Raw genomic sequence first — 20,011 nt, forward strand, 5'->3', positions numbered from 1 at the left:
ACAAGGAGAGCACGAAGGACTATGTCCACCACCGTAGAACTGCCCGCACTGGGCGAATCCGTAACCGAGGGTACCGTTACCCGCTGGCTCGTTGAGGTTGGCGAAACCGTTGAGGTTGACCAGCCCATCGTTGAGGTTTCCACCGACAAGGTCGACACCGAGGTTCCCTCACCCGTAGCCGGTGTTGTTGAGAAGATTCTCGTTGAAGAGGACGAGGACGTCGAGGTCGGCGCTCCCCTCATCGTTATTGGCGACGGCTCCGGCGCAGGCTCATCTGACGATGCCCCCGCTGCAGAAGCCCCCAAGGCTGAAGAGAAGGAAGAAGCTCCCGCCGCTGAGGAAAAGAAGGAAGAGGCACCCGCTGCCGCACCCGCGTCCTCAGGCTCAGCTTCTGGCACCGAGGTTACCCTGCCCGCCCTGGGCGAGTCCGTCACCGAAGGCACCATCACCCGCTGGCTCAAGGAAGTTGGCGAAGAAGTTGCCGTTGACGAGCCCCTCGTAGAGGTTTCCACCGACAAGGTCGACACCGAGGTTCCCTCACCCGTAGCCGGTACCCTGCTCGAAATCCGCATCCAGGAAGACGAGGACGCCGAAGTCGGCCAGGTTCTGGCTATCATCGGTGACGCTTCAGCCGCTTCTGCTCCCGCAGAAGAGAAGAAGGAAGAAGCACCCGCAGCTGAGGAAAAGAAGGAAGAAGCACCCGCTGTTTCCTCCACCGACGCAGCTGCAGAGGCCCCCGCTGTTGAACTGCCCTCCGGCGAAAACGGCGAAGCCTACGTCACTCCCCTGGTCCGCAAGCTGGCCAAGCAGGAAGGCATCGACCTGTCCACCATCAAGGGCACCGGTGTTGGCGGCCGCATCCGCAAGCAGGACGTCCTGGCTGCTGCTGAAGCTAAGAAGGGCGCTGCTCCCGTAGCATCAGCCCCCGCTGCTGAAGCTCCCGCAACCGCAGCTCCTGCCAAGAAGGAAGCCCCCAAGGCTGCAGCGTCCTCAAAGCGCGGCACCACCGAAAAGGCTCCCCGCATCCGCCAGACCGTTGCTAAGCGCATGGTTGAGTCACTGGCTGTTTCAGCTCAGCTGACCACCGTCCAGGAAATCGACCTGACCCGTCTGGTTGCCCTGCGCAACAAGGCTAAGGCCGGCTTCGAGGCTCGCGAGGGCACCAAGCTCACCTTCCTGCCCTTCTTCACCAAGGCAGTCACCGAAGCTCTGCAGCAGTTCCCCCAGTTCAACTCATCCATGAGCGATGACTTCAAGGAAATCACCTACCACGGTTCCGAGAATATCGGCCTGGCAGTTGACACCCCCAAGGGTCTGCTCGTTCCCGTTGTCAAGGACGCCGGCGACCTCAACATCGCAGGTATCGCCAAGAAGATCAACGACGTTGCCAAGCGCGCCCGCGACGGCCAGGTCGGCCCCGAGGAGCTGTCAGGTTCAACCTTCACCATCTCCTCCACCGGCCAGACCGGCGGTGTCTTCTTCACCCCGATCATCAACCAGCCCAACGTAGCGATCCTGGGCATCGGCTCCACCAACAAGCGTCCTGCTGTTATCCAGGATGCCGAGGGTAACGATGTTATCGCTATCCGCTCGCTGGCCTACTTCTCACTGACCTACGACCACCGCGTTGTAGACGGTGCAGACGCTGGCCGCTTCCTGGCCTTCCTCAAGCAGCGCCTTGAAGAAGCAGCCTTCGAAGCTGAGGTTGGTCTCTAAACCACAGGTCTTAGTTCTCTGAACTAGGCTCTCAAGTGCCCCGCTGGCAGAAGTTAGCGGGGCACTTTTCTATCTACTAGGGGGCTCGCGTGGTCACCCCCACACCGGTTTTAGTGGCGAACTGTCGCTAAACAACCAGGTATTACGTAGACTTGTCATCATGGCTATCGCATTTTCAATTCTTCTTTTCTTGCACATCGTTGGTGCCGCAATGGTTTTCGGCCTGTGGCTAGGCACCTTTAAGCAGGGCATCGTTCTGCCCGGCCAGTTCCACGCAGCCCTGCTGCAGGTCGTTACCGGTTTTGCTCTCTACTTCATCCAGATGTCACAGAACATGACTCTGAACCACATGATGATTGGCATCAAGATGGTGATTGCCCTGGTTATCGCTGTAGCGGCCTTTATGGGTCAGAAGAAGTACAAGGCCGCCCGTGCCCTGGGCACCCCTGAAAACGGTAAGAACGTAGCCCTGGCCCATACTGTTGGTGGCCTGGCCCTGATCAATATCGCTATCGCTGTTTTCATGCAGTACCCCCAGATCTAATAAGGCGAGAACACCTAGGTTCTTACTCCCAGGGGCGGTGTACCGGTTTGGTACACCGCCCCTGGTCTATATAGAGGCAGGGCTGTAGGTGCTATAGGGCGGACGGGTCTAGGGGCAGGGGCCGTGCCTCGGTCAGCAGGTAGGTTCCGCCCTCGGCTTGGAGAATCAGCTCCACGCGTTGAAGCACCCTACCATCGTGCTGACTTATACCCTGCGCTGCCAGTTCCCGATCGCTACCGGCGGGACTGTAGCCGTTCGCTTGCACCGTAGCCTGGATTCTGTAGCCGTTCTCGGTTGCCGTGATCTCGCTGATATCCACCAGTTCTGTGCTCATATCGGCTAAAGCGGCCGCGCCTTCACTTGCCAGTAGCTGGCTGTCGGCTTCAGCCAGGGGTGAGCCTAAAACCGCGTAATCGCCCATGCTCGCAGTTTCCCCAGAGGCAAGTACCCGGCTCCGGGTAGCTACGAGCTCTGCTACAAGAAGAGCTATATCGTCATCACTGGGTTCTAGGGCTACTGCCTGGTCTTGCTCGACCTCGGCCTGCGGCTTCTCGCTAGCACGCTGTTGATCTGCCCCTGACGGTGTAAGTGCAGGAAGAGAACCCGCTGCCTCAACCGCTGCCGGGGTAGCTGAGTCCTGCTGGGGCTCTGATGCGAGCAGCTGGTACCCGGTCCCGGCTATGGCGAGAAAACCTATCAGGATAGCACCGCTCATAGCCCAGCGTTCCCGCAGATACTGCCCTACCGGTAGTCGTCCGGCCCCTTTGCCCTTCCTCCTAATACGGGACAGCCCGCCTTGAGGCACCTTACTCCCCCGCGATACATCGGGCAGTTTCCCGTACACCTGACGGCGTTGTTTCACCGCCCGGCGGGGCTCTACTGGCGCAGGCTGCCTGTAGGCAGGAAGACGGGGACGCACGCTCTGGTGGGCGCTGAGGTGAAGTTCGAGGGGCTCGGGGTCTGCCGCCAGCTCAATAAGTGCTAGTAGGTCAGTAAGCTGGGGCTGCTGGGCACGAGAGTCGATAGCGTCCTCAAGGGTCTGGGCAAGGGCGTCGCTGGCCTGGGGAACAGCCAGGTTCAGGGGAGCCCTCAGACGCATGGCCTTAGGCTCTTCCCCGGTGAGGCAGAGCCACAGCAGGGCAGCACAGGCTGCGATGTCATCTGCCTGCCGGCTCTTCTGCACCGCGGACGCCAGTGAGCGGGTATCAATGTCGGGGGCAAGGAGTTTCAGCTCGCCCCGCACGGTGAAGACGCAGTGGCGGGCCGCTAGCGCAGAATAGGCGAACCCCTGCTCGTGGAGGTAACCCAGCGCCTGGGTGAGAGCCCGGGCAACGGTGGTTACCTGCCCCAGGGGTAGTTTTCCCTTGGCTCGGCAATAGTCGGCGAGGGTTCCGGCCTCGGCCGCTTCATACCAAATATGGTGGGAACCCTTCGATGAGGTCACAGCATCGACCCTCAGCACTGCGGGGTGCGGGGTGAGGGAACACAGCCGTTCTGCGGATTTCGCACTAGCTTCTGCATCGCCGGTGATCTGAGTCAGAGTGTAGGGGCCCGCCTGCACCTCAAGGTAGGCGGCATTTTGGTAGCCGCAGTCCACAATCCAGGTGCTGTGGTGGGCTCCGCTTTCAAGGCGGTAGCGCGGGGTTACGTCGGGCAGGTTACCGGGTATCAGCAGGGCCTGGTCGTTTTCTGGTTCAGGCGGTGCGGACGCCCGGGTCGGCTGGGGTAGGTCTGTGGGGGTACTCATGCTTTAGCTATACACCACCTGATAGAGCCACCGCCGGGAGTATCCACAGGGCTAGCATTTACGCTAGTCAACTGCATGAAGGTGCCCTGTGGATAAAAACGTCATCTAGCGTCACAGCACCACATCCCGGGTTCAGACGGCCAGAGTCTCCCTGAATATTTTCGCCCCACCGTCAAAAGGGCTACCCTAGAAGGTATGGCACTTTTGTTTGAACGGGTCGGGCTTGCCCCCGACTATGTGGAATACACCTCAGCGCTGGACTACCAGCGCACCGTCCACGAAGAAGTCGCCACCGGCGTCCGGCAAAATACCGTCCTACTGCTAGAACACGAAGAAGTCATTACCGCCGGTAAGCGCACCGAAGACCACGAATACCCGACCGATAACCGCGTGCCCGTCATCAAAATTGACCGCGGCGGTAAGCTCACCTGGCACGGCCCCGGCCAGCTGGTTGGCTACCCTATCGTGCAGCTGCCCGAGCCCATCGACGTCGTCCGCTACGTGCGGGTACTCGAAGAGGTGCTCATCAACGTCCTGACCGACCTGGGCATCACCTGCCAGCGAGTCGAGGGGCGCTCAGGCGTTTGGGTGCTAGGCGATGGCGCCCTGGTGCAAGATAAAAAAATTGCAGCTATCGGCATCCGCGTTGCAAAGAACACCACCATGCACGGCTTCTCCATCAACTGCAATAACCCCACCGACCCCTTCGGCGCCTTTATCCCCTGCGGCATCACCGATGCGGGCGTCACCACCATTAGCGAACAACTCGGCCGGAATATAACCCCCGCCGATATTGTTGACCGAGTAGAAGAAGAGCTGGCCCGTTACGCCGACCAGCTCGCCGCCGACTTCACACCGGCCCCCAGCGCATAAACCGCTCCCCGGCAGAAGCCGCCAGCACACCCACCACAGGTTTACCACCAAAGGAGAACCCCACCTCATGAGCGCCCAGCCAGAAGGCCGCAAGCTACTTCGCGTTGAAGCCCGCAATGCAGAGGTCCCCATCGAGAAGAAGCCCTCATGGATCAAAACCAAGGCCAAGGTTGGCCCCGAATACAAAGAAATGGTTGATCTAGCCCGAGGCTCTGGCCTTCACACCGTGTGTGAAGAGGCCGGCTGCCCCAACATCTACGAGTGCTGGGAAGACCGCGAAGCAACCTACCTGATTGGCGGTTCAGAGTGCACCCGTCGCTGCGACTTCTGCATGATCGACACCGGTAAGCCCGTTGCTATTGACCGCACCGAGCCCCTTAAGGTGGCCCTCAACGTCAAGAAGATGGGCCTGCGCTACGCCACCGTCACCGGTGTAGCCCGTGACGATCTTGAGGACGGCGGCGCCTGGCTTTATGCCGAAACCATCCGCCAGATTCACCGCGTTTCCCCCAACACCGGCGTCGAAATCCTGATCCCCGACTTCAAGGGTAAGGAAGAGGACGTGCAGCAGGTCATCGATGCAGCCCCCGAGGTCTTCGCCCACAACCTTGAGACCGTCCCGCGTATCTTCCGTCAGATTCGCCCCGCCTTCCGCTACGAGCGCTCCCTGGACGTCATCACCCAGGGCAAGGAAGCCGGTCTGATTACCAAGTCCAACCTGATCCTGGGCATGGGTGAAACCAACGAAGAGGTCTACGAGGCCCTCTGCGATCTGCACGATGCCGGCTGCGACCTGATTACCCTCACCCAGTACCTGCGCCCGGGCCCCCTCTTCCATCCCATCGAGCGTTGGGTCAAGCCCGCCGAGTTCGTTGAGCTCTCAAAGATGGCCGAAGAGATTGGCTTTGCCGGTGTAATGGCAGGTCCCATGGTGCGCTCGTCCTACCGGGCCGGTAAGCTCTGGGCCCGTGCCATGAAGAAGCAGGGACGCGAAATCCCTGAGCACCTGTCGCATATCGACGACTCAGGCTTTGCTATGCAGGAGGCTAGCTCCCTGGTAGCAGCAGGGGCCTAAAGGACGCTACCCCCTAGGGTTTCAAGCGCCCACCGGTTTCATCGGTGGGCGCTTGCCGTATAGAATGGGTAAGTTAGGGCGCGTATCGCACCCGCCCGCCCAGAATCGACTCACGAAGGAAACACAGTGGCTGAATCCCGTGGCAGCACCCGCGCACAGACCCGCGAAGAAAAGAAGAAGGCTCGCGAAGAGCGCCGCGCCAAGCGCGGCCCCGGCATGTTTGCTCAGATGAAGCAGGTCTATGCTATGACCCGCGAGCAGGACCCCAACATCCCCTGGATTCTTGCTCTGGTCTTCTTTGGCACCGTCCTGGTCTTCCTGCTGATCGGCCTGCTGCTCAACAACTGGATTACCTTCCTTCTCATCGGTATCCCCCTGGGCGTTCTTTTCTCTGTCATGGTGCTCTCCCGCCGGGCAGAAAAGGCAGCTTTCGCCCAGCTGGAAGGCCAGCCCGGTCGCTCCGGTGCAGCTCTTTCAACCCTGCGCCGCGGTTGGATTTTCGAGCAGCAGCCCGTTGCCGCTAACAAGTCCCAGGACATCGTCTTCCGCGCCATCGGCCGCCCCGGCATCGTCCTGGTCACCGAAGGCCCTACCGGCCGCGTCAACGGCCTGGTCCAGAAGGAAAAGCTCAAGTACGCCAAGATCGTACCGACCGTTCCCGTAACCGTCATCAACACCGGGCACGCTGACGGCCAGGTTGAACTCAAGCAGCTCACCAAGACCATGAACAAGCTGCCCAAGAAGCTCACCCAGCAGGAAATGCACCAGGTAGCTAACCGCATTGATTCGCTCTCCAAGCACAACAACATGCTGAACGCTATTCCTAAGGGTATTGACCCCATGCGTATGCGCCCCGACCGTCGAGGCATGCGCTAAGCCGCAGGTTTCCCATCAAGAAGGGGCCCGCTCAACAGATGTTGAGCGGGCCCCTTCTTGATGCGTACAGGCTTTTACTGCACGGGCTTCTTCTTTGAACCGCGCCACCAGTTCATGATGAAAACGTAGGCAATCAGTGCCAGGGTTATCTGCATCATGTAGCGGTCGATGGTCTCAAGGGTGGGCTGGATACCCTCGCCGAAACGCAGCCCCAGGTAGAGGTAAAAGAGTTTATTGCCGATTGCTAGCAGGTAGATGTAGAGGCCGATAACCCAGCCCTTGAGCTGACGGATACCGGCGATAGCCACCAGAATCGTCGCCGGAATCGGTGAGAAAGGGATAAAACCCAGCAGCAGACTCAGAAAAAGGTGCTTCTCAACAAAACCCTCAAGTTTGCGCCACCATAGGGGGGTGTGGTTGGCGAACAGCCAGGTGATGAAATCCTGCCCCCAGTGCTTCCCCATAAAGAAGTAGACCGCCATGAACTTGATGTGGCTGGCGGCAGCAGCTGCTGTCAGGGCTGCCAGTATGAGGGCAGCTCCCTGATTCTGGGCAGCGGTAATCAGCAGCCCCAGCCCCGAACCGGTCAGCAAAGAAACCAGCCAGGGCGCGTTGACCAGCAGATTAGGTCGCAGGGGAATCATGACCATCGAGAAAATGGTCATGAAGGCGAGCAGGCTCAGCAAGATCTTGTCGATTGGCCTGGGCTGGATCAGAAAGGACGGCAGCGCCGGGTCGTTCTCTTTCGGCGGCTCTTCGCCGGTAGGGTTCGTCATATCGTCTTTCATTTATCGAATCATCACCAAAATAGTGTGGCGAGCCCGGTCGTGCAGGCCGCGCTGGTCGGCATCCATAATGACAACAGGTAGCACCAGCATGACCATAGACTGGCGAATCAGAGCGGTCAGCCAGCCAGCGGGCTTACCATCAAGTCGCTGTACCTGCATACCGAGAGCAAAATGCCCCACCGTATGCCCCATAAAACCGACAGCAGCAACCATATAGAGCCAGAAAATAACCAGCTGGGCAACATCAAGCACAGCGGTATTCACGCCCGGAAAAACCGTCTGCCCCAGCACAAAAAACATGCCCTCAATGAGCAGCCAGTCAATCCAAAAGGCCAGCAAACGGCGCACCGGGCGAGCGATAGCACCCCGCCCCGACCGCGGCCTGCCCATATTCTGCCCGGGGTACTCCTGGTCGGTAGGAGCCCCCTCTATCCAAGAACCTAAATCTCTTCTCGTAACCACCCAACTAACCTTACCGGCTATTACCCCCTTTCCGCCCAAGAAAACCGGGCGCAGGCGTCCTACCCTCTGAGAAACCCGGCCCCAAACCACCTACACTAGGAAAGGGGAACCTAGCCACCCAAACCCACGTAACACCAACGCAACTCAAGCGCCGGTACGTTACACACGCGAAACAAAAGCGATACTTTAGGGCAAAAAATACACCCTAGGCTAGAAACAACAGCGAGGGAGCCCACCCAACCGGGCACCCATGGGTCGAAAACAACTCAAGGAGAACAAACGACCATGTTCACTACCGCACAGGAAGTCCTCGACTTCATCAAGAACGAAGACATCAAGTTCGTTGACATCCGCTTCTGCGACCTGCCCGGCGTACAGCAGCACTTCAACCTGCCCGCTAAGGCTATCGACGAAGACTTCTTCACCGTAGGCCAGATGTTCGACGGCTCCTCAATCCGCGGCTTCCAGGGCATCGCCGAATCAGACATGCAGCTGATCCCCGACGTCACCAGCTGCTACGTTGACCCCTTCCGCCTTGAGAAGACCCTGGTCGTTACCGGCTCCATCGTCAACCCCCGCACCGGCGAGTCCTACCACCGCGACCCCCGCGGCGTCGCCGAACGCGCCGAAGAATACCTGAAGTCAACCGGTATCGCTGACACCGCCTTCTTCGCATCAGAAGCAGAATTCTTCGTCTTCGAAAACGTCCAGCACGAAGTTACCCCCCAGTCAGTCTTCTTCAAGATCGACTCAGACGAGGCACCCTGGAACTCCGGCCGCAAGGAAGAGGGCGGCAACCTCGGTAACAAGACCCTCACCAAGGGCGGCTACTTCCCCGTTTCCCCCGTCGACAAGCAGGCTGACCTGCGTGACGCCATGTGCGTAGCCCTCCACGAGGTAGGCCTCGAAGTAGAGCGCTCCCACCACGAAGTAGGCGCCCCCGGCCAGGCTGAGATCAACTACAAGTTCTCCACCCTCACCCAGGCAGCAGACGACCTGCTCAAGTTCAAGTACGTCATCAAGAACACCGCTGACCAGTGGGGCAAGACCGTCACCTTCATGCCCAAGCCCGTCTTCGGCGACAACGGCTCAGGCATGCACTGCCACCAGTCACTCTGGCAGAACGGTGAACCTCTCTTCTACGATGAGCGCGGCTATGCAGGTCTCTCCGACGTCGCCCGTTGGTACATCGGTGGTCTGATTGAGCACTCCTCAGCAGTGCTGGCCTTCACCAACCCCACCGTCAACTCCTACAAGCGCCTGGTCCCCGGCTACGAAGCACCGGTCAACATGGTGTACTCCCAGGGCAACCGTTCCGCCGGCATCCGCATCCCCATTACCGGCACCAACCCCAAGGCAAAGCGCCTCGAGTTCCGCGCACCCGACCCCTCCTCCAACCCCTACCTGGCTTTCGCAGCCCAGCTCATGGCAGGTCTGGACGGCATCCGCAACCGCATCGAACCCCCTGCACCCATCGACAAGGACCTCTACGAGCTGCCCGCCGAAGAAGCAGCAGACATCAAGAAGGCACCCGCCAACCTTGAAGAAGCCCTTGACGCCCTCGAAAAGGACCACGACTTCCTGCTGGCAGGCGACGTCTTCACCGAAGACCTCATCTCAGCCTGGATCGACTACAAGCGCAGCAACGAGCTCGCTCCCCTGCTGCTGGTCCCCCACCCCCTCGAATACCAGATGTACTACGGCGTCTAAGCCCCGGTAAACTGACATTCACAAGCACAAAGCCGCGCTGGCGTCCGCACCGCAAGGACGCCGCAGCGCGGCTTTTGCGCACACCCGCCGCTTACCCCAAGGAGATAACCATGAGCCCCCAAAGCACCATTCTCGAAGGCCGCTCCACCATCTACCGCAACGAGGTCTTCCAAACCGGCCTGATGAGCCAGCTACTCGACGGCATCTACGACGGGGATATGACCATCGGCGAGCTACTGGGTCACGGCAACTTCGGCGTGGGCACCTTCGACAGCCTCGACGGGGAAATGATCGTGCTTGACGGCACCTGCTACCAGATGCGCTACGACGGTTCCATCTCGCTCGCCTCGCTCGACCAGAAGACCCCCTTTGCCGTCATCACTAACTTCGTGCCCGCCATCAAGCGCGAACTCCCCACCAACCTGCTGCGCACCTCAGCTAGCCAGGTACTGGATAACTTCACCCTGTCAGATAACTACATGTACGCCATCAAGATTGTGGGCGACTTCGAGTGGGTACGCACCCGCACCGTCAAGAAACAGGAGAAGCCCTACCCCAAGATGGTAGACGCCGTAGAGGGTGAAGACATCGTCCAGTTCGACAATGTACCCGGCACCATCGTGGGCTTCCGCACTCCCATCTACGAGCAGGGTATCGGTGTGCCCGGCTGCCATGCCCACTTCATCGACGACGAGCGCACCCGCGGCGGGCATGTGGTCGACTTCAAGCTGCGCAGCGCCCACGTGGAAATCTGCCCCGGCACCGGCCTGCGCCTACACCTGCCCCTGAACGAAGCCTTCTCGAACGCAGACCTATCGCCTGAAGACCTGGCAGACCAGATTTCAAAGGCTGAGAAGCACTAGGTAAACGGCTAATCTCTACCCCGGGTAAAACAGCTTTTCGTAGACTGCCCGGGCCTGGCGGGTGATGCGCAGGTAGTCATCTTCGAGGACGCGCGCTGAGTGGGGGGCATACCCGCACCAGCGGGCGATAGCTTCAAGGTCTGAGCGGGTGGTCGTCAAGGTGTCCGAGGCGCGGCCGGTACGGAGCACGTTCAGGCCGCGTATCTTGGATGCCAGTTTCCAGGCTGATGAGAGCAGGGTTGCGTCCCGTTCATCGACCAGCCCTGCCTGCACGGCGGCGTCCAGGGCCTTGAGGGTGGAGGTGGTGCGCATGCCCTCGACCCGGTGGGCGTGCTGCAGCTGTAGGAGCTGGACCAGCCACTCGACGTCCGTCAGCCCGCCTCTACCCAGTTTGAGCTGGCGGGTCTTATCGGCGCCGCGGGGCATGCGTTCGGTTTCGACCCGGGCCTTCATACGGCGGATTTCGGTGACCTTCTCCGTGGGGAAGGTGGTGGGGTAACGGTAGGGGTCGATGAGCTCAATAAAAGCTGCCCCTACGTATTCGGAGCCCGCGAAGGGGCGGGCCCGCAGCAGGGCCTGGAATTCCCAGGTGTCTGCCCAGCGCTCGTAGTATTCGCGGAAGGATTCCAGCGAGCGCACCATGGCGCCTGCCTTGCCTTCGGGGCGCAGGTCAGCGTCGATTTCGAGCACTTTTTCGGCGCGGATCGGCGGGGTGGTGGGTTGTTTGAGCAGGGCGACCATGCGGTTGATCAGGTCGGTGGCTTCGGTTTGGGCGGCTTTTTCGTCGGCCCCGTCGCGCGGTATGTGCACGTACATGAGGTCGGAGTCTGAGCCGTAGCCGATTTCGGCCCCGCCCTGGCGGCCCATGGCGATGACCGCTACGTCGGTGAGCGGGGTGCGGCCATCGATGTAGGTTTCTCGTTCGGCGATGGCAAGAGCCGATTGGATGGCGCCCCGGTCGATGTCGGATAGGCCGTGGGCTACTTCTGCGTTGCTGTTGATGCCGAGCGCTTCGCCCATGGCGAGGCGGAGAATTTCGCGGCGGCGCATCATGCGGACGGCGCGGATCGCTTCGGCTGAGTCGGTGTGGCGGGTGAGCTGGGAGCGCAGTTCGCCGATGATGACGTCGGTGGCGCGGGGTTTGAGGTCTTCGGTGCGGTCGAGCCAGGCGATAGGTTCGGGGGTATCTTCGAGCAGGTCGGTGATGAAGCGGGAGGACGCCAGCAGGGTGCAGAGGCGCTCTGCTGCGGCCGGTGAGTCGCGGAGCATTCGCAGGTACCAGGGGGTGCCACCCAGGGATTCGCTGATGCGGCGGAAGCCGAGCAGGCCGGCGTCCGGGTCCACGCCCTTGGCGAACCAGCCGAGAAGCACAGGCATGAGGGTGCGCTGGATTTCGGCTGAGCGGCGTAGGCCCCTGGTGAGGGCTTCGATGTGGCCCATGGCGCGGCGGGGGTCCTTGTAGCCCAGGGCTGCCAGGCGGTCTTGCGCTGCCTGCGGAGTGAGGGCCACTTCGTCCTTGGAGAGGTGGGCTACGGCGGCTAGCAGCGGACGGAAGAAGAGGCGCTCGTGCAGGGATTTCACGGCGCGTTTGATACCGGCCCACTGTTTGAGCATCTCTGGCTCGGTCAGCTGGGTGGGGGCCAGGGGGGAGTTCATGGCGCGCGCTAGCGAGCGCCGGTCGTTTTCTTTGACCGGCATCAGGTGGGTACGGCGCATGTAGAGCAGCTGGATGCGGTGCTCCATCACACGCAGGGTCGCGTAGTTATCTGCGAAGTCGTGGGCGTCCTTGCGGCCGATGTAGCTGGCTTTTGCGAGGGCCGCGATGGAGTCGGTGGTGCTCTGGGTGCGGACGCTCTCATCGGTGCGGCCGTGCACGAGCTGCAGAAGCTGAACGGTGAATTCTACGTCGCGCAGGCCTCCGGGGCCGAGCTTGATTTGTCGGTCGACGTCGGCGGCGGGGATGTTGTCGGTGACGCGTTGGCGCATGGCCTGCACTGACTCTACAAAGGAATCGCGGGCGGCAGATTCCCAGATGAAGGGGCGCATGGCTCGGGCCCAGCGGACGCCCAGCTCGGGGGTACCTGCGATGGGGCGGGCTTTGAGCAGGGCCTGGAATTCCCAGTTTTCGGCCCACCGCTTGTAGTAGGTGGTGTAGGACTCCACGGTGCGTACCAGGGCGCCGTCCTTACCTTCGGGGCGCAGGTTGGCGTCGACCTCCCAGAGGGCGGGTTCGGGGGCCGGGGCCATGATGGCCTTGGAGAGGGCCATGACCAGCTCGGTACCGATCTGGGTCAGGGTATTTTCGTCGAGGGGGGCAAAATCTTCGGGCAGGTCGGCCAAGGGCTTGTGGGCGACAGCGTAGACCACATCGACGTCTGAAATGTAGTTCAGTTCGCGGGCACCGCATTTGCCCATGCCGATAATGGCAAGTTCTACAGCAGCTACGGTCTGTTCGCTGCGGTTCTGGGCTACTTCGGCGCGGGCAATTGCTAGAGCCCCTTCGAGGGCAGCTGCGGCCAGGTCTGCCAGAAGACGGCCAACGGTGGGCATGAACTGTACCGGTGCGAAGCTGGTGAGGTCGTAGATCGCGAGTTCGGTCAGGTGACGGCGGTAGGCAACGCGCAGGGCAGTGTAGGCTTCTTTGCCGGTGAGCTGGGCGACCGGGGCGGACGCAGCCGGGTCGGCTCCCACAGCCGTTAGCAGGTCGCGGCGGTAGACGGTATCGAGCGGAGCGATAGGGGTGAGGTATTCTTCGTCGGTCTCGGGCAGTAGCGAGACGGGAAAATCTTGGCCGTCAAAAGCCCTAGGGTCAATCTCTAGCAGGTCTGCGTGCTCGGGGTGGCGAACCAAGAACTCCCCCAGCGCCTCGGAGCCGCCCAGTAAGCGGTAGAGGGCCTCGGCGTCCGCTCCCCGCGCAGCTAGCTGCGCCACCTTGGGGGCACGTTCAATGAGTCTAACCAGGGCAGGAAGCGCGATATCGGGAGAAGGGGCTAGACGCAGGCCCTCAAACAGTTTGGCGCGGTCTAGGCCTTCTAGCTCCCGGGAGTTGAGCCAGCGGGCGCTTTTAGCCGCATCGTAGAACCCCAGCGATGCCATCTCGCTCAGCAGACGCACCTGGGCCTTGCGTTCTTCTTCGGCGCGGCGGGCGGCTTCTTCGGGGGTTTCGTTCTGCGGGGTCTGGGTCACCGCTGTCTCCTTGGGTATTAATTACAGCAGGCGCAACACCGCCTGTGGTGTTGCGCCTGCATACGGGCACTAGAGGATACCGAGATTGTTCTTGAGTTCGTAGGGGGTTACTTCGGCGCGGAAGGCGTTCCAGTCGCGGCGCTTGTTGCGCAGGAACTGCTCAAAGACCTGCTCGCCGAGGGTTTCGGCCATGAACTCTGATTCTTCGGTACGGTGGATGGCGTCGTGGAGAGAGGACGGCAGGGCGTGGTAGCCCATGGCGCGGCGTTCTGCGCTGGTCATCGCTGAGATGTCTTCGGTGACGGCGGCGCTGGGCAGCTCGTACTCGTTTTCGATGCCCTTGAGGCCAGCTGCCAGGATGACGGCGTAGGCCAGGTAGGGGTTGGCAGCTGAGTCGATGCCGCGGTACTCCATGCGGGCTGACTGCATCTTGTTGGGCTTGTAGAGGGGAACCCGCACCAGGGCGGAGCGGTTGTTGTGACCCCAGGAGACGTAGGAGGGGGCCTCGCCGCCGCCCCACAGGCGCTTGTAGGAGTTGACGAACTGGTTGGTGACCGAGGTGAACTCGGGAGCGTGGCGCAGGACGCCGGCAATAAAGTGCTTGGCGGTGCGGGAGAGCTGGTACTCAGCCCCTGCCTCAAAGAAGGCGTTGGTGTCGCCCTCGAAGAGGGAGAAGTGGGTGTGCATACCGGAGCCTGCGTGCTCGGTGAAGGGCTTGGGCATGAAGGTCGCGTAGATACCCTGGGAGAGGGCGACTTCCTTGATCACGGTGCGGAAGCTCATGATGTTATCGGCGGTCTGCAGGGCATCAGCGTGGCGCAGGTCGATTTCGTTCTGGCCGGGGCCGGTCTCGTGGTGGGAGAACTCCACCGAGATGCCGATTTCTTCCAGGGTGGTCACTGCCTTGCGGCGGAAGTCCTGCACCACGCCGCCGGGAGTGTGGTCGAAGTAGCTTTCGGAGTCAACCGGTTCGGGGAAGCCGCTGGGGCCCAGTTCCTTTGACTTGAGCAGATAAAACTCAATCTCGGGTGAGGTGTAGCAGGTAAAGCCCATACCCGCTGCCTTAGACAGCACGTTCTTGAGCACACCGCGGGTATCTGAGGCGCTGGGCTCCCCGTCGGGGGTGAGAATATCGCAGAACATACGGGAGGTCGGCTCTTCATCCCCGCGCCAGGGCAGCACCTGGAAGGTGGAGGGGTCAGGCTGCAGCAGCATATCTGACTCGTAGACGCGGGACAGACCTTCAATCGATGAACCGTCAAAACCGATACCCTCGTCAAAGGCGCTCTCAACCTCAGCCGGTGCAATAGCAACAGACTTAAGCTGGCCCACCACATCGGTAAACCAGAGGCGGACGAAACGCACATTGCGCTCTTCAATGGTGCGCAAAACGAATTCTTGCTGACGATCCATGTAACCTATCCGTTCATGTCTAAAGGTGGCGCCCGCACCCCGGTGGGCGGGCAAACGAATCCTTAGCATCAACTCTAGAACGTAACCGCCTCGCGTGCCCACCTGGCACGCTCTGACCCCGGTAACAGTAACGTGTTTTAAACATTTCTTTCACCGACTGAGATAAAGCGGGCCCGCTCCGGTTGCGGTGCGCCTGCAGGCTACTAGAGTTAAAGCATGCTCAACGAAGAAACAGCACCCTACGGGTCCTCAAACCCCACCCCCGCCAGCACTCCTCAGGACGCTGAGGCAAGCGTCCTCGCCGTCAAAAAGGTGCGCACCGTGCACCTGCAGCAGGCCAAGGACGCCGGTGAAAAGTTCGCCATGCTCACCAGCTACGACGCCCTAACCGCCACCATCTTCGACCGGGCCGGCATCGAACTGCTGCTCATTGGTGACTCTGCGGGCAACAATGTGCTGGGGCACGAATCAACCCTCACCATTACCGTTGACGAGATGATTCCCCTGGTCAAAGCTGTTTCTACCGCAGCCAAGCGGGCTATGGTCGTCGCGGACCTGCCCTTTGGCTCCTACGAGCAATCCCCCGCCCAGGCCGTGGCAACCGCTGTGCGCTTCATGAAAGAAGGCGGAGCGCACGCGGTCAAGATGGAAGCCACCGCCCACCACGTAGACCACGTACGAGCCATGGTTGCAGCGGGCATACCCGTGATGGCCCACATCGGCTTCACGCCCCAGTCTGAACATGCCCTCGGCGGCTACCGGGTGCAGGGCCGCGACGGCGGTCAGGCACTCAAAGACACAGCCCTGGCCCTCGAAGAAGCCGGTGCCTTCTGCCTGCTCATGGAAATGACCCGCTCCGATGTTGCCGCCGACATCGACGCCTCAGTGCGCATCCCCATCATCGGTATCGGGGCGGGCGCGGACGTCAGCGGGCAGGTGCTCGTCTGGCAGGACGCCTTCGGGCTGCGGCAGGGCAAGATGGCCCGCTTCGTCAAGCAGTACGCCAACCTCTACGACACTCTGCTCGAAGGAGCAGCCGCCTACCGGGCAGACGTGCGCTCAGGCGCCTACCCGGCGGCGGAACACAGGTTTGATAGCTAAAATTTTAGAGCCTACGAAGAGCTATTCCCCCTCGTTTACTATGCCGTAGGTTCAGGCCCTGAATACGAATTTTTAATATCCAAGCAGTAAACAAGAAAATAATCTTTCAGCGTATAAATCAATTTTCCAGTACCATCATAAATAGATATGAGCACCTGGTTTCATATTTATTAAATCTCTCTCATTCTTCAGACACCCTTACCCATTAGGCACCACAAACATAATCCGAGGAAGCTTTTAAATGAAAGTTCTACCACAGATTCACACACCCATCCTATTTAATTTTCAATATTTATCCACACACAACTTTCTTCAATATAAAAAGTTTTAGAATGGTTTTATGAATTAGATATTGAAAACTCTTTAGTGTAAGAATTTTCTAAAACCTGGCGAAAACTTAAGACATTATTTTCTTTATCGAAAAAGTCATTTTTTTCAATCAGAATAATTTTGTAAGGCGCCCTACACGCTTTTAGCATCTCCATTTTAAATTCATTGCTCGCTCTAGGCCAAGCAACAAACACTCCGACATCATAACCCCCATCTTTCACTTTATTTTCAAACGCATCAAATTCAGAACGCCCTACCGTACTAGACCAATTTTTACACTCAACAATAACGTAATTAGCTCCACTGAAAGGCAGGAAAGATTGACTAAAATTTTCTACTACGATATCAATTTCTTGATTTACAGCATGGAGGTTTCTTTCTTTGATACGGAGCCCTCCTACCGAATAGAACGCATCGCAGATTAAACTTTCCAAAAGCTCACCCTTTCTTCGAGAATCAGCATCTGCAACCGACTGTATACGAGCACTATCAACAGATAGGCGAGACTCCCCAAAGTCTTCAATTATATCGCAGACCGCATCAATCCTCTCAATATGTGAATTCTCAATTTTATGGATACATGAAATCCCTTCAATAACCTCATCATACAACGATTCTATCTCATTTAATTTGTAAGAGTATTCGACATACTGACCTAATTCATCAATCATGCGAATATCCTCTTCTTTATACACAAGAGAAAGTTGAGGATTATTGCATGATTTAATCAACGACTCAAGGAAAATAATAGATGAATATGGGGTTATAAATCTACCAATGAATTCATCAAGATAGTTGCGTGAAATAAGGTATAGATCTCCCGAAGAACCATAGAGCCTGACGTCAAGCCCCTCCACTATGCATTCCACAATAGGAGCGGAAAAAACTACACCCCGAGGGATATCTTGATATTCTTCATTTCTCAAATCGTCGATTGAAACATCAAAACATTGCGGCACAGCCTCATAATCATCTGCCGAAACCCCAAATTTCTGAATATTTTCTATGAATCTACTCATCACATCTCCAATAAATTTAAATCATCTATTAAAGAGGGTTATACACCAGAGCCCTGATGAATAACCCTCAAAAACCTGCAAAATACTTTTAAAGATTTTCTGAAATCATGAAATATCGCACCTCTACCAGGCGTCCTTGCCCTCGTCCCATTCTTCGTTGCGCTTCTTAGCCTTCTCCATGGCCTGCTCTGCTTCTTCGCGGGTAGCAAAGGGGCCCCAAAGCTCGGTGATTTTGGACTGCTGACCTTCTTCAACCTGGCCGGTGCTCAGGTTGTACCAGTACTGGGTGTCGTGGGGGCCAGGGGTGTAGTCGTTCAGTGACACGGCGTCTCCTTCTCATTGCCAAAAGTGTTGCACGCACCACTTTACGCCCGGTTAGGCAAAAGATACAGCTTTTGGCAACGCACCTAGCCCGGCAGGTTGGCGACCAGCCGATAAGCTAGAAGACATGTCGACATCAACTGTAAGCCACAATCTGCCCGCCGAACCGGGCAAAGCCCCCGTGGGCAACCTGACGCCCGGCGTCGTTGCCCCCATGCGCCCGGTACCGGCGCACATCGTCCGCCCCGAATACGTGGGTAAGCCCGAAGCCAACGAGGGTCAGGGTTCAAACTTTTACACCCCCGAAGAAGTAGAAAAGGTGCGGGCGGCCGGCAAAATTGCCGCCGGAGCCATTGTTGAAGCTGAAAAGATCGCTGTTCCCGGCACCACTACCAACGACATCGACGTCTTGGTGCACGAATACATCTGCGACCACGGGGCCTACCCCTCAACCGTTGACTACCGCGGCTTCACCAAGAGCGTGTGCACCTCGCTGAACGAGGTCATCTGCCACGGTATCCCCGACTCCACCGTGCTTGAAGACGGCGATATTCTCAACCTCGACGTAACCGCCTACCTGCACGATATGCACGGTGACACCAACCGCACCCTGCTCGTTGGGAACGTGGATGAAGAGTCCCGCCTGCTGGTCGAACGCACCGAAGAAGCCCTCAACCGGGCCATGAAAGCCGTGCGCCCCGGCCGCGAAATCAACGTCATCGGGCGCGTCATCGAAAAGTACGCCGCCCGCTTTGGTTACGGCGTGGTGCGTGACTTTACCGGTCACGGTGTGGGCCGTGAATTCCACTCCGGCCTGATTATCCCCCACTACGATGCGGCTCCTGCCTACAACACCGTCATCGAAGAGGGCATGATTTTCACCATTGAACCCATGCTCACCCTGGGCACCATCGAATGGGATATGTGGGAGGACGACTGGACCGTCGTCACCCGCGATCGCAAGCGTACCGCCCAGTTTGAACACACCATGGTTGTCACCGCCGACGGCGTGGACATCCTTACCCTGCCCTAAACACCATCACTCTCAAAGGAGCGCTCATGACTGACGCAGTCACCCCCGAGGTCCCGGCACCTACCGCAGCTGACCTGGTTATCGGTATCGATATCGGAGGCACCGGCATGAAGGGCGGTATCGTTGATATCCGCACCGGCCAGCTGGTGGGCGAGCGCTTCCGCATCCCCACCCCGCAGCCTGCCACCCCCGAGGCCTGCGCATCTGTGGTCCGTGAAATCGTTGATGAGCTGCAGGGCCGTGAGCTTGCTCCCCTGCCCGATGCGGCTATCGGTATCGACTTCCCCGCCATCGTGAAGAACGGTGTTACCCTTTCTGCTGCGAATGTGCACGAGTCCTGGATTGGTGCTGACCTTGAGGGCATCATGAGCGAGGCCCTGGGCGGCCGTACCGTCTACGCCCTGAACGACGCGGACGCTGCCGGCCTGGCCGAGGCTACCTACGGCCAGGGTAAGGACAAGGACGGCCTGATTGCCGTGATTACCCTGGGCACCGGTATCGGTTCAGCCCTCATCATCAACGGCCAGCTGATTCCGAACACCGAGCTGGGTCACCTTGAGATTGACGGCCACAACGCCGAATCTCGTGCATCAGCCCGTGCCCGTGAAATTCACGAGCTGTCCTGGAAGAAGTACGGTAAGCGTTTGCAGCGCTACTTCTCCCACGTGGAGTTCCTCTTCTCCCCCGACCTGTTCATCATCGGCGGTGGCATCTCGAAGAACCCCGAGAAGTTTATGCCCTACTTTGAGGATGAAATCCGCACCCCCATGGTCATGGCCCAGCTGCGGAACAACGCTGGCATTGTGGGTGCTGCCCTGTGGGCAGCTGGCCACCCCAGCGAACACGAGCGCCGCGCCGCCGCCCAGGGCTAGGCCCTACTAGCTCCCCAAGATAAGGACGCCGCCCGCGCACCTTTCTTGCCGTAAGGCAGAAGGTGGGTGGGCGGCGTCCTTT

17 protein-coding genes are annotated in these 20,011 nt (G+C 59.1%); 10 read left to right on the forward strand and 7 right to left on the reverse strand.

Translation table 11 applies throughout. The features are described from left to right. Nucleotides 1-21: 21 nt before the first annotated feature. Entirely contained in the window at nt 22-1,716 is a 1,695-nt protein-coding gene (gene sucB, locus L6762_RS02470; protein WP_237185409.1) for a 2-oxoglutarate dehydrogenase, E2 component, dihydrolipoamide succinyltransferase, read from the forward strand. Nucleotides 1,717-1,876: 160 nt separating this feature from the next. Next, nucleotides 1,877-2,260, forward strand: coding sequence for a hypothetical protein (locus tag L6762_RS02475; protein WP_135011345.1), 384 nt, complete (start codon nt 1,877-1,879; stop codon nt 2,258-2,260). A 91-nt stretch (nt 2,261-2,351) separates the two neighbouring features. Here the strand turns inward: L6762_RS02475 and L6762_RS02480 are convergent, their stop codons facing one another. Further along, a complete protein-coding gene (locus tag L6762_RS02480) occupies nt 2,352-4,007 on the reverse strand; it encodes a protein kinase (protein WP_237185410.1) in 1,656 nt (551 codons plus the stop codon). Nucleotides 4,008-4,202: 195 nt separating this feature from the next. Between L6762_RS02480 and lipB the strand changes: the two genes are divergently transcribed. The 3 genes from lipB (at nt 4,203) to L6762_RS02495 (ending at nt 6,831) form a co-directional block, all read left to right on the forward strand. Next, complete coding sequence (lipB, locus tag L6762_RS02485) at nt 4,203-4,880, forward strand: lipoyl(octanoyl) transferase LipB (RefSeq protein WP_135011347.1); 678 nt, start codon at nt 4,203-4,205, stop codon at nt 4,878-4,880. A 67-nt stretch (nt 4,881-4,947) separates the two neighbouring features. Continuing rightward, nucleotides 4,948-5,955 carry a lipoyl synthase gene (lipA, locus tag L6762_RS02490; protein ID WP_185173127.1) on the forward strand — a complete coding sequence of 336 codons (1,008 nt, stop codon included), beginning with the start codon at nt 4,948-4,950 and terminating at the stop codon, nt 5,953-5,955. Between the two features lie 126 nt (nt 5,956-6,081). Then, a complete protein-coding gene (locus tag L6762_RS02495) occupies nt 6,082-6,831 on the forward strand; it encodes a DUF4191 domain-containing protein (RefSeq protein ID WP_237185411.1) in 750 nt (249 codons plus the stop codon). A gap of 74 nt (nt 6,832-6,905) precedes the next feature. Here L6762_RS02495 and L6762_RS02500 read toward each other — a convergent pair whose 3' ends face one another. Together L6762_RS02500 and L6762_RS02505 are read right to left on the reverse strand one after the other, a co-directional pair. Continuing rightward, entirely contained in the window at nt 6,906-7,607 is a 702-nt protein-coding gene (locus L6762_RS02500) for a hypothetical protein (RefSeq protein ID WP_237185412.1), read from the reverse strand. Nucleotides 7,608-7,619: 12 nt separating this feature from the next. Then, nucleotides 7,620-8,009, reverse strand: coding sequence for an RDD family protein (locus L6762_RS02505; protein WP_237185413.1), 390 nt, complete (start codon nt 8,007-8,009; stop codon nt 7,620-7,622). 357 nt (nt 8,010-8,366) lie between these two features. Between L6762_RS02505 and glnA (L6762_RS02510) the strand changes: the two genes are divergently transcribed. Then, nucleotides 8,367-9,791: a type I glutamate--ammonia ligase gene (gene glnA, locus L6762_RS02510; protein WP_237185414.1), complete on the forward strand. Its 1,425-nt coding sequence runs from the start codon at nt 8,367-8,369 to the stop codon at nt 9,789-9,791. 110 nt (nt 9,792-9,901) lie between these two features. After that, nucleotides 9,902-10,654, forward strand: coding sequence for an acetolactate decarboxylase (gene budA / locus L6762_RS02515; RefSeq protein ID WP_237185415.1), 753 nt, complete (start codon nt 9,902-9,904; stop codon nt 10,652-10,654). A 15-nt stretch (nt 10,655-10,669) separates the two neighbouring features. Here budA and L6762_RS02520 read toward each other — a convergent pair whose 3' ends face one another. Further along, nucleotides 10,670-13,840, reverse strand: a complete 3,171-nt coding sequence (locus L6762_RS02520; protein WP_272878679.1) for a bifunctional [glutamine synthetase] adenylyltransferase/[glutamine synthetase]-adenylyl-L-tyrosine phosphorylase — start codon at nt 13,838-13,840, stop codon at nt 10,670-10,672. Nucleotides 13,841-13,909: 69 nt separating this feature from the next. Then, the gene (gene glnA, locus L6762_RS02525; RefSeq protein WP_237185416.1) at nt 13,910-15,253 is read right to left on the reverse strand and encodes a type I glutamate--ammonia ligase; all 1,344 of its coding nucleotides are present in this window, start codon (nt 15,251-15,253) and stop codon (nt 13,910-13,912) included. 216 nt (nt 15,254-15,469) lie between these two features. Between glnA (L6762_RS02525) and panB the strand changes: the two genes are divergently transcribed. Further along, nucleotides 15,470-16,354, forward strand: a complete 885-nt coding sequence (gene panB / locus L6762_RS02530) for a 3-methyl-2-oxobutanoate hydroxymethyltransferase (protein ID WP_237185417.1) — start codon at nt 15,470-15,472, stop codon at nt 16,352-16,354. 338 nt (nt 16,355-16,692) lie between these two features. Here the strand turns inward: panB and L6762_RS02535 are convergent, their stop codons facing one another. Then, on the reverse strand, nt 16,693-17,703 hold the full coding sequence (locus tag L6762_RS02535; RefSeq protein ID WP_237185418.1) for a restriction endonuclease: 1,011 nt from the start codon (nt 17,701-17,703) through the stop codon (nt 16,693-16,695). Nucleotides 17,704-17,826: 123 nt separating this feature from the next. Beyond that, on the reverse strand, nt 17,827-18,027 hold the full coding sequence (locus L6762_RS02540; RefSeq protein ID WP_135011355.1) for an SPOR domain-containing protein: 201 nt from the start codon (nt 18,025-18,027) through the stop codon (nt 17,827-17,829). A gap of 124 nt (nt 18,028-18,151) precedes the next feature. Between L6762_RS02540 and map the strand changes: the two genes are divergently transcribed. Both map and ppgK read left to right on the forward strand, forming a co-directional pair. Then, on the forward strand, nt 18,152-19,057 hold the full coding sequence (gene map, locus L6762_RS02545; protein WP_237185419.1) for a type I methionyl aminopeptidase: 906 nt from the start codon (nt 18,152-18,154) through the stop codon (nt 19,055-19,057). Between the two features lie 26 nt (nt 19,058-19,083). Then, on the forward strand, nt 19,084-19,929 hold the full coding sequence (gene ppgK / locus L6762_RS02550; protein WP_185173136.1) for a polyphosphate--glucose phosphotransferase: 846 nt from the start codon (nt 19,084-19,086) through the stop codon (nt 19,927-19,929). Nucleotides 19,930-20,011 lie beyond the last annotated feature (82 nt).

The organism is Rothia nasimurium (assembly GCF_928381705.1).
Lineage (GTDB): Bacteria > Actinomycetota > Actinomycetes > Actinomycetales > Micrococcaceae > Rothia > Rothia nasimurium_G.

What these genes read in the sequence shown, in the direction of transcription:
- glnA (WP_237185414.1), top strand. Translation starts at nt 8,367, where the DNA reads ATGTTCACTACCGCACAGGAAGTCCTCGACTTCATCAAGAACGAAGAC.
- lipA (WP_185173127.1), top strand. Translation starts at nt 4,948, where the DNA reads ATGAGCGCCCAGCCAGAAGGCCGCAAGCTACTTCGCGTTGAAGCCCGC.
- L6762_RS02500 (WP_237185412.1), bottom strand. Translation starts at nt 7,607, where the DNA reads ATGACGAACCCTACCGGCGAAGAGCCGCCGAAAGAGAACGACCCGGCG.
- glnA (WP_237185416.1), bottom strand. Translation starts at nt 15,253, where the DNA reads ATGGATCGTCAGCAAGAATTCGTTTTGCGCACCATTGAAGAGCGCAAT.
- panB (WP_237185417.1), top strand. Translation starts at nt 15,470, where the DNA reads ATGCTCAACGAAGAAACAGCACCCTACGGGTCCTCAAACCCCACCCCC.
- L6762_RS02480 (WP_237185410.1), bottom strand. Translation starts at nt 4,007, where the DNA reads ATGAGTACCCCCACAGACCTACCCCAGCCGACCCGGGCGTCCGCACCG.
- ppgK (WP_185173136.1), top strand. Translation starts at nt 19,084, where the DNA reads ATGACTGACGCAGTCACCCCCGAGGTCCCGGCACCTACCGCAGCTGAC.
- map (WP_237185419.1), top strand. Translation starts at nt 18,152, where the DNA reads ATGTCGACATCAACTGTAAGCCACAATCTGCCCGCCGAACCGGGCAAA.
- budA (WP_237185415.1), top strand. Translation starts at nt 9,902, where the DNA reads ATGAGCCCCCAAAGCACCATTCTCGAAGGCCGCTCCACCATCTACCGC.
- sucB (WP_237185409.1), top strand. Translation starts at nt 22, where the DNA reads ATGTCCACCACCGTAGAACTGCCCGCACTGGGCGAATCCGTAACCGAG.
- lipB (WP_135011347.1), top strand. Translation starts at nt 4,203, where the DNA reads ATGGCACTTTTGTTTGAACGGGTCGGGCTTGCCCCCGACTATGTGGAA.
- L6762_RS02535 (WP_237185418.1), bottom strand. Translation starts at nt 17,703, where the DNA reads ATGAGTAGATTCATAGAAAATATTCAGAAATTTGGGGTTTCGGCAGAT.
- L6762_RS02505 (WP_237185413.1), bottom strand. Translation starts at nt 8,009, where the DNA reads ATGGGCAGGCCGCGGTCGGGGCGGGGTGCTATCGCTCGCCCGGTGCGC.
- L6762_RS02475 (WP_135011345.1), top strand. Translation starts at nt 1,877, where the DNA reads ATGGCTATCGCATTTTCAATTCTTCTTTTCTTGCACATCGTTGGTGCC.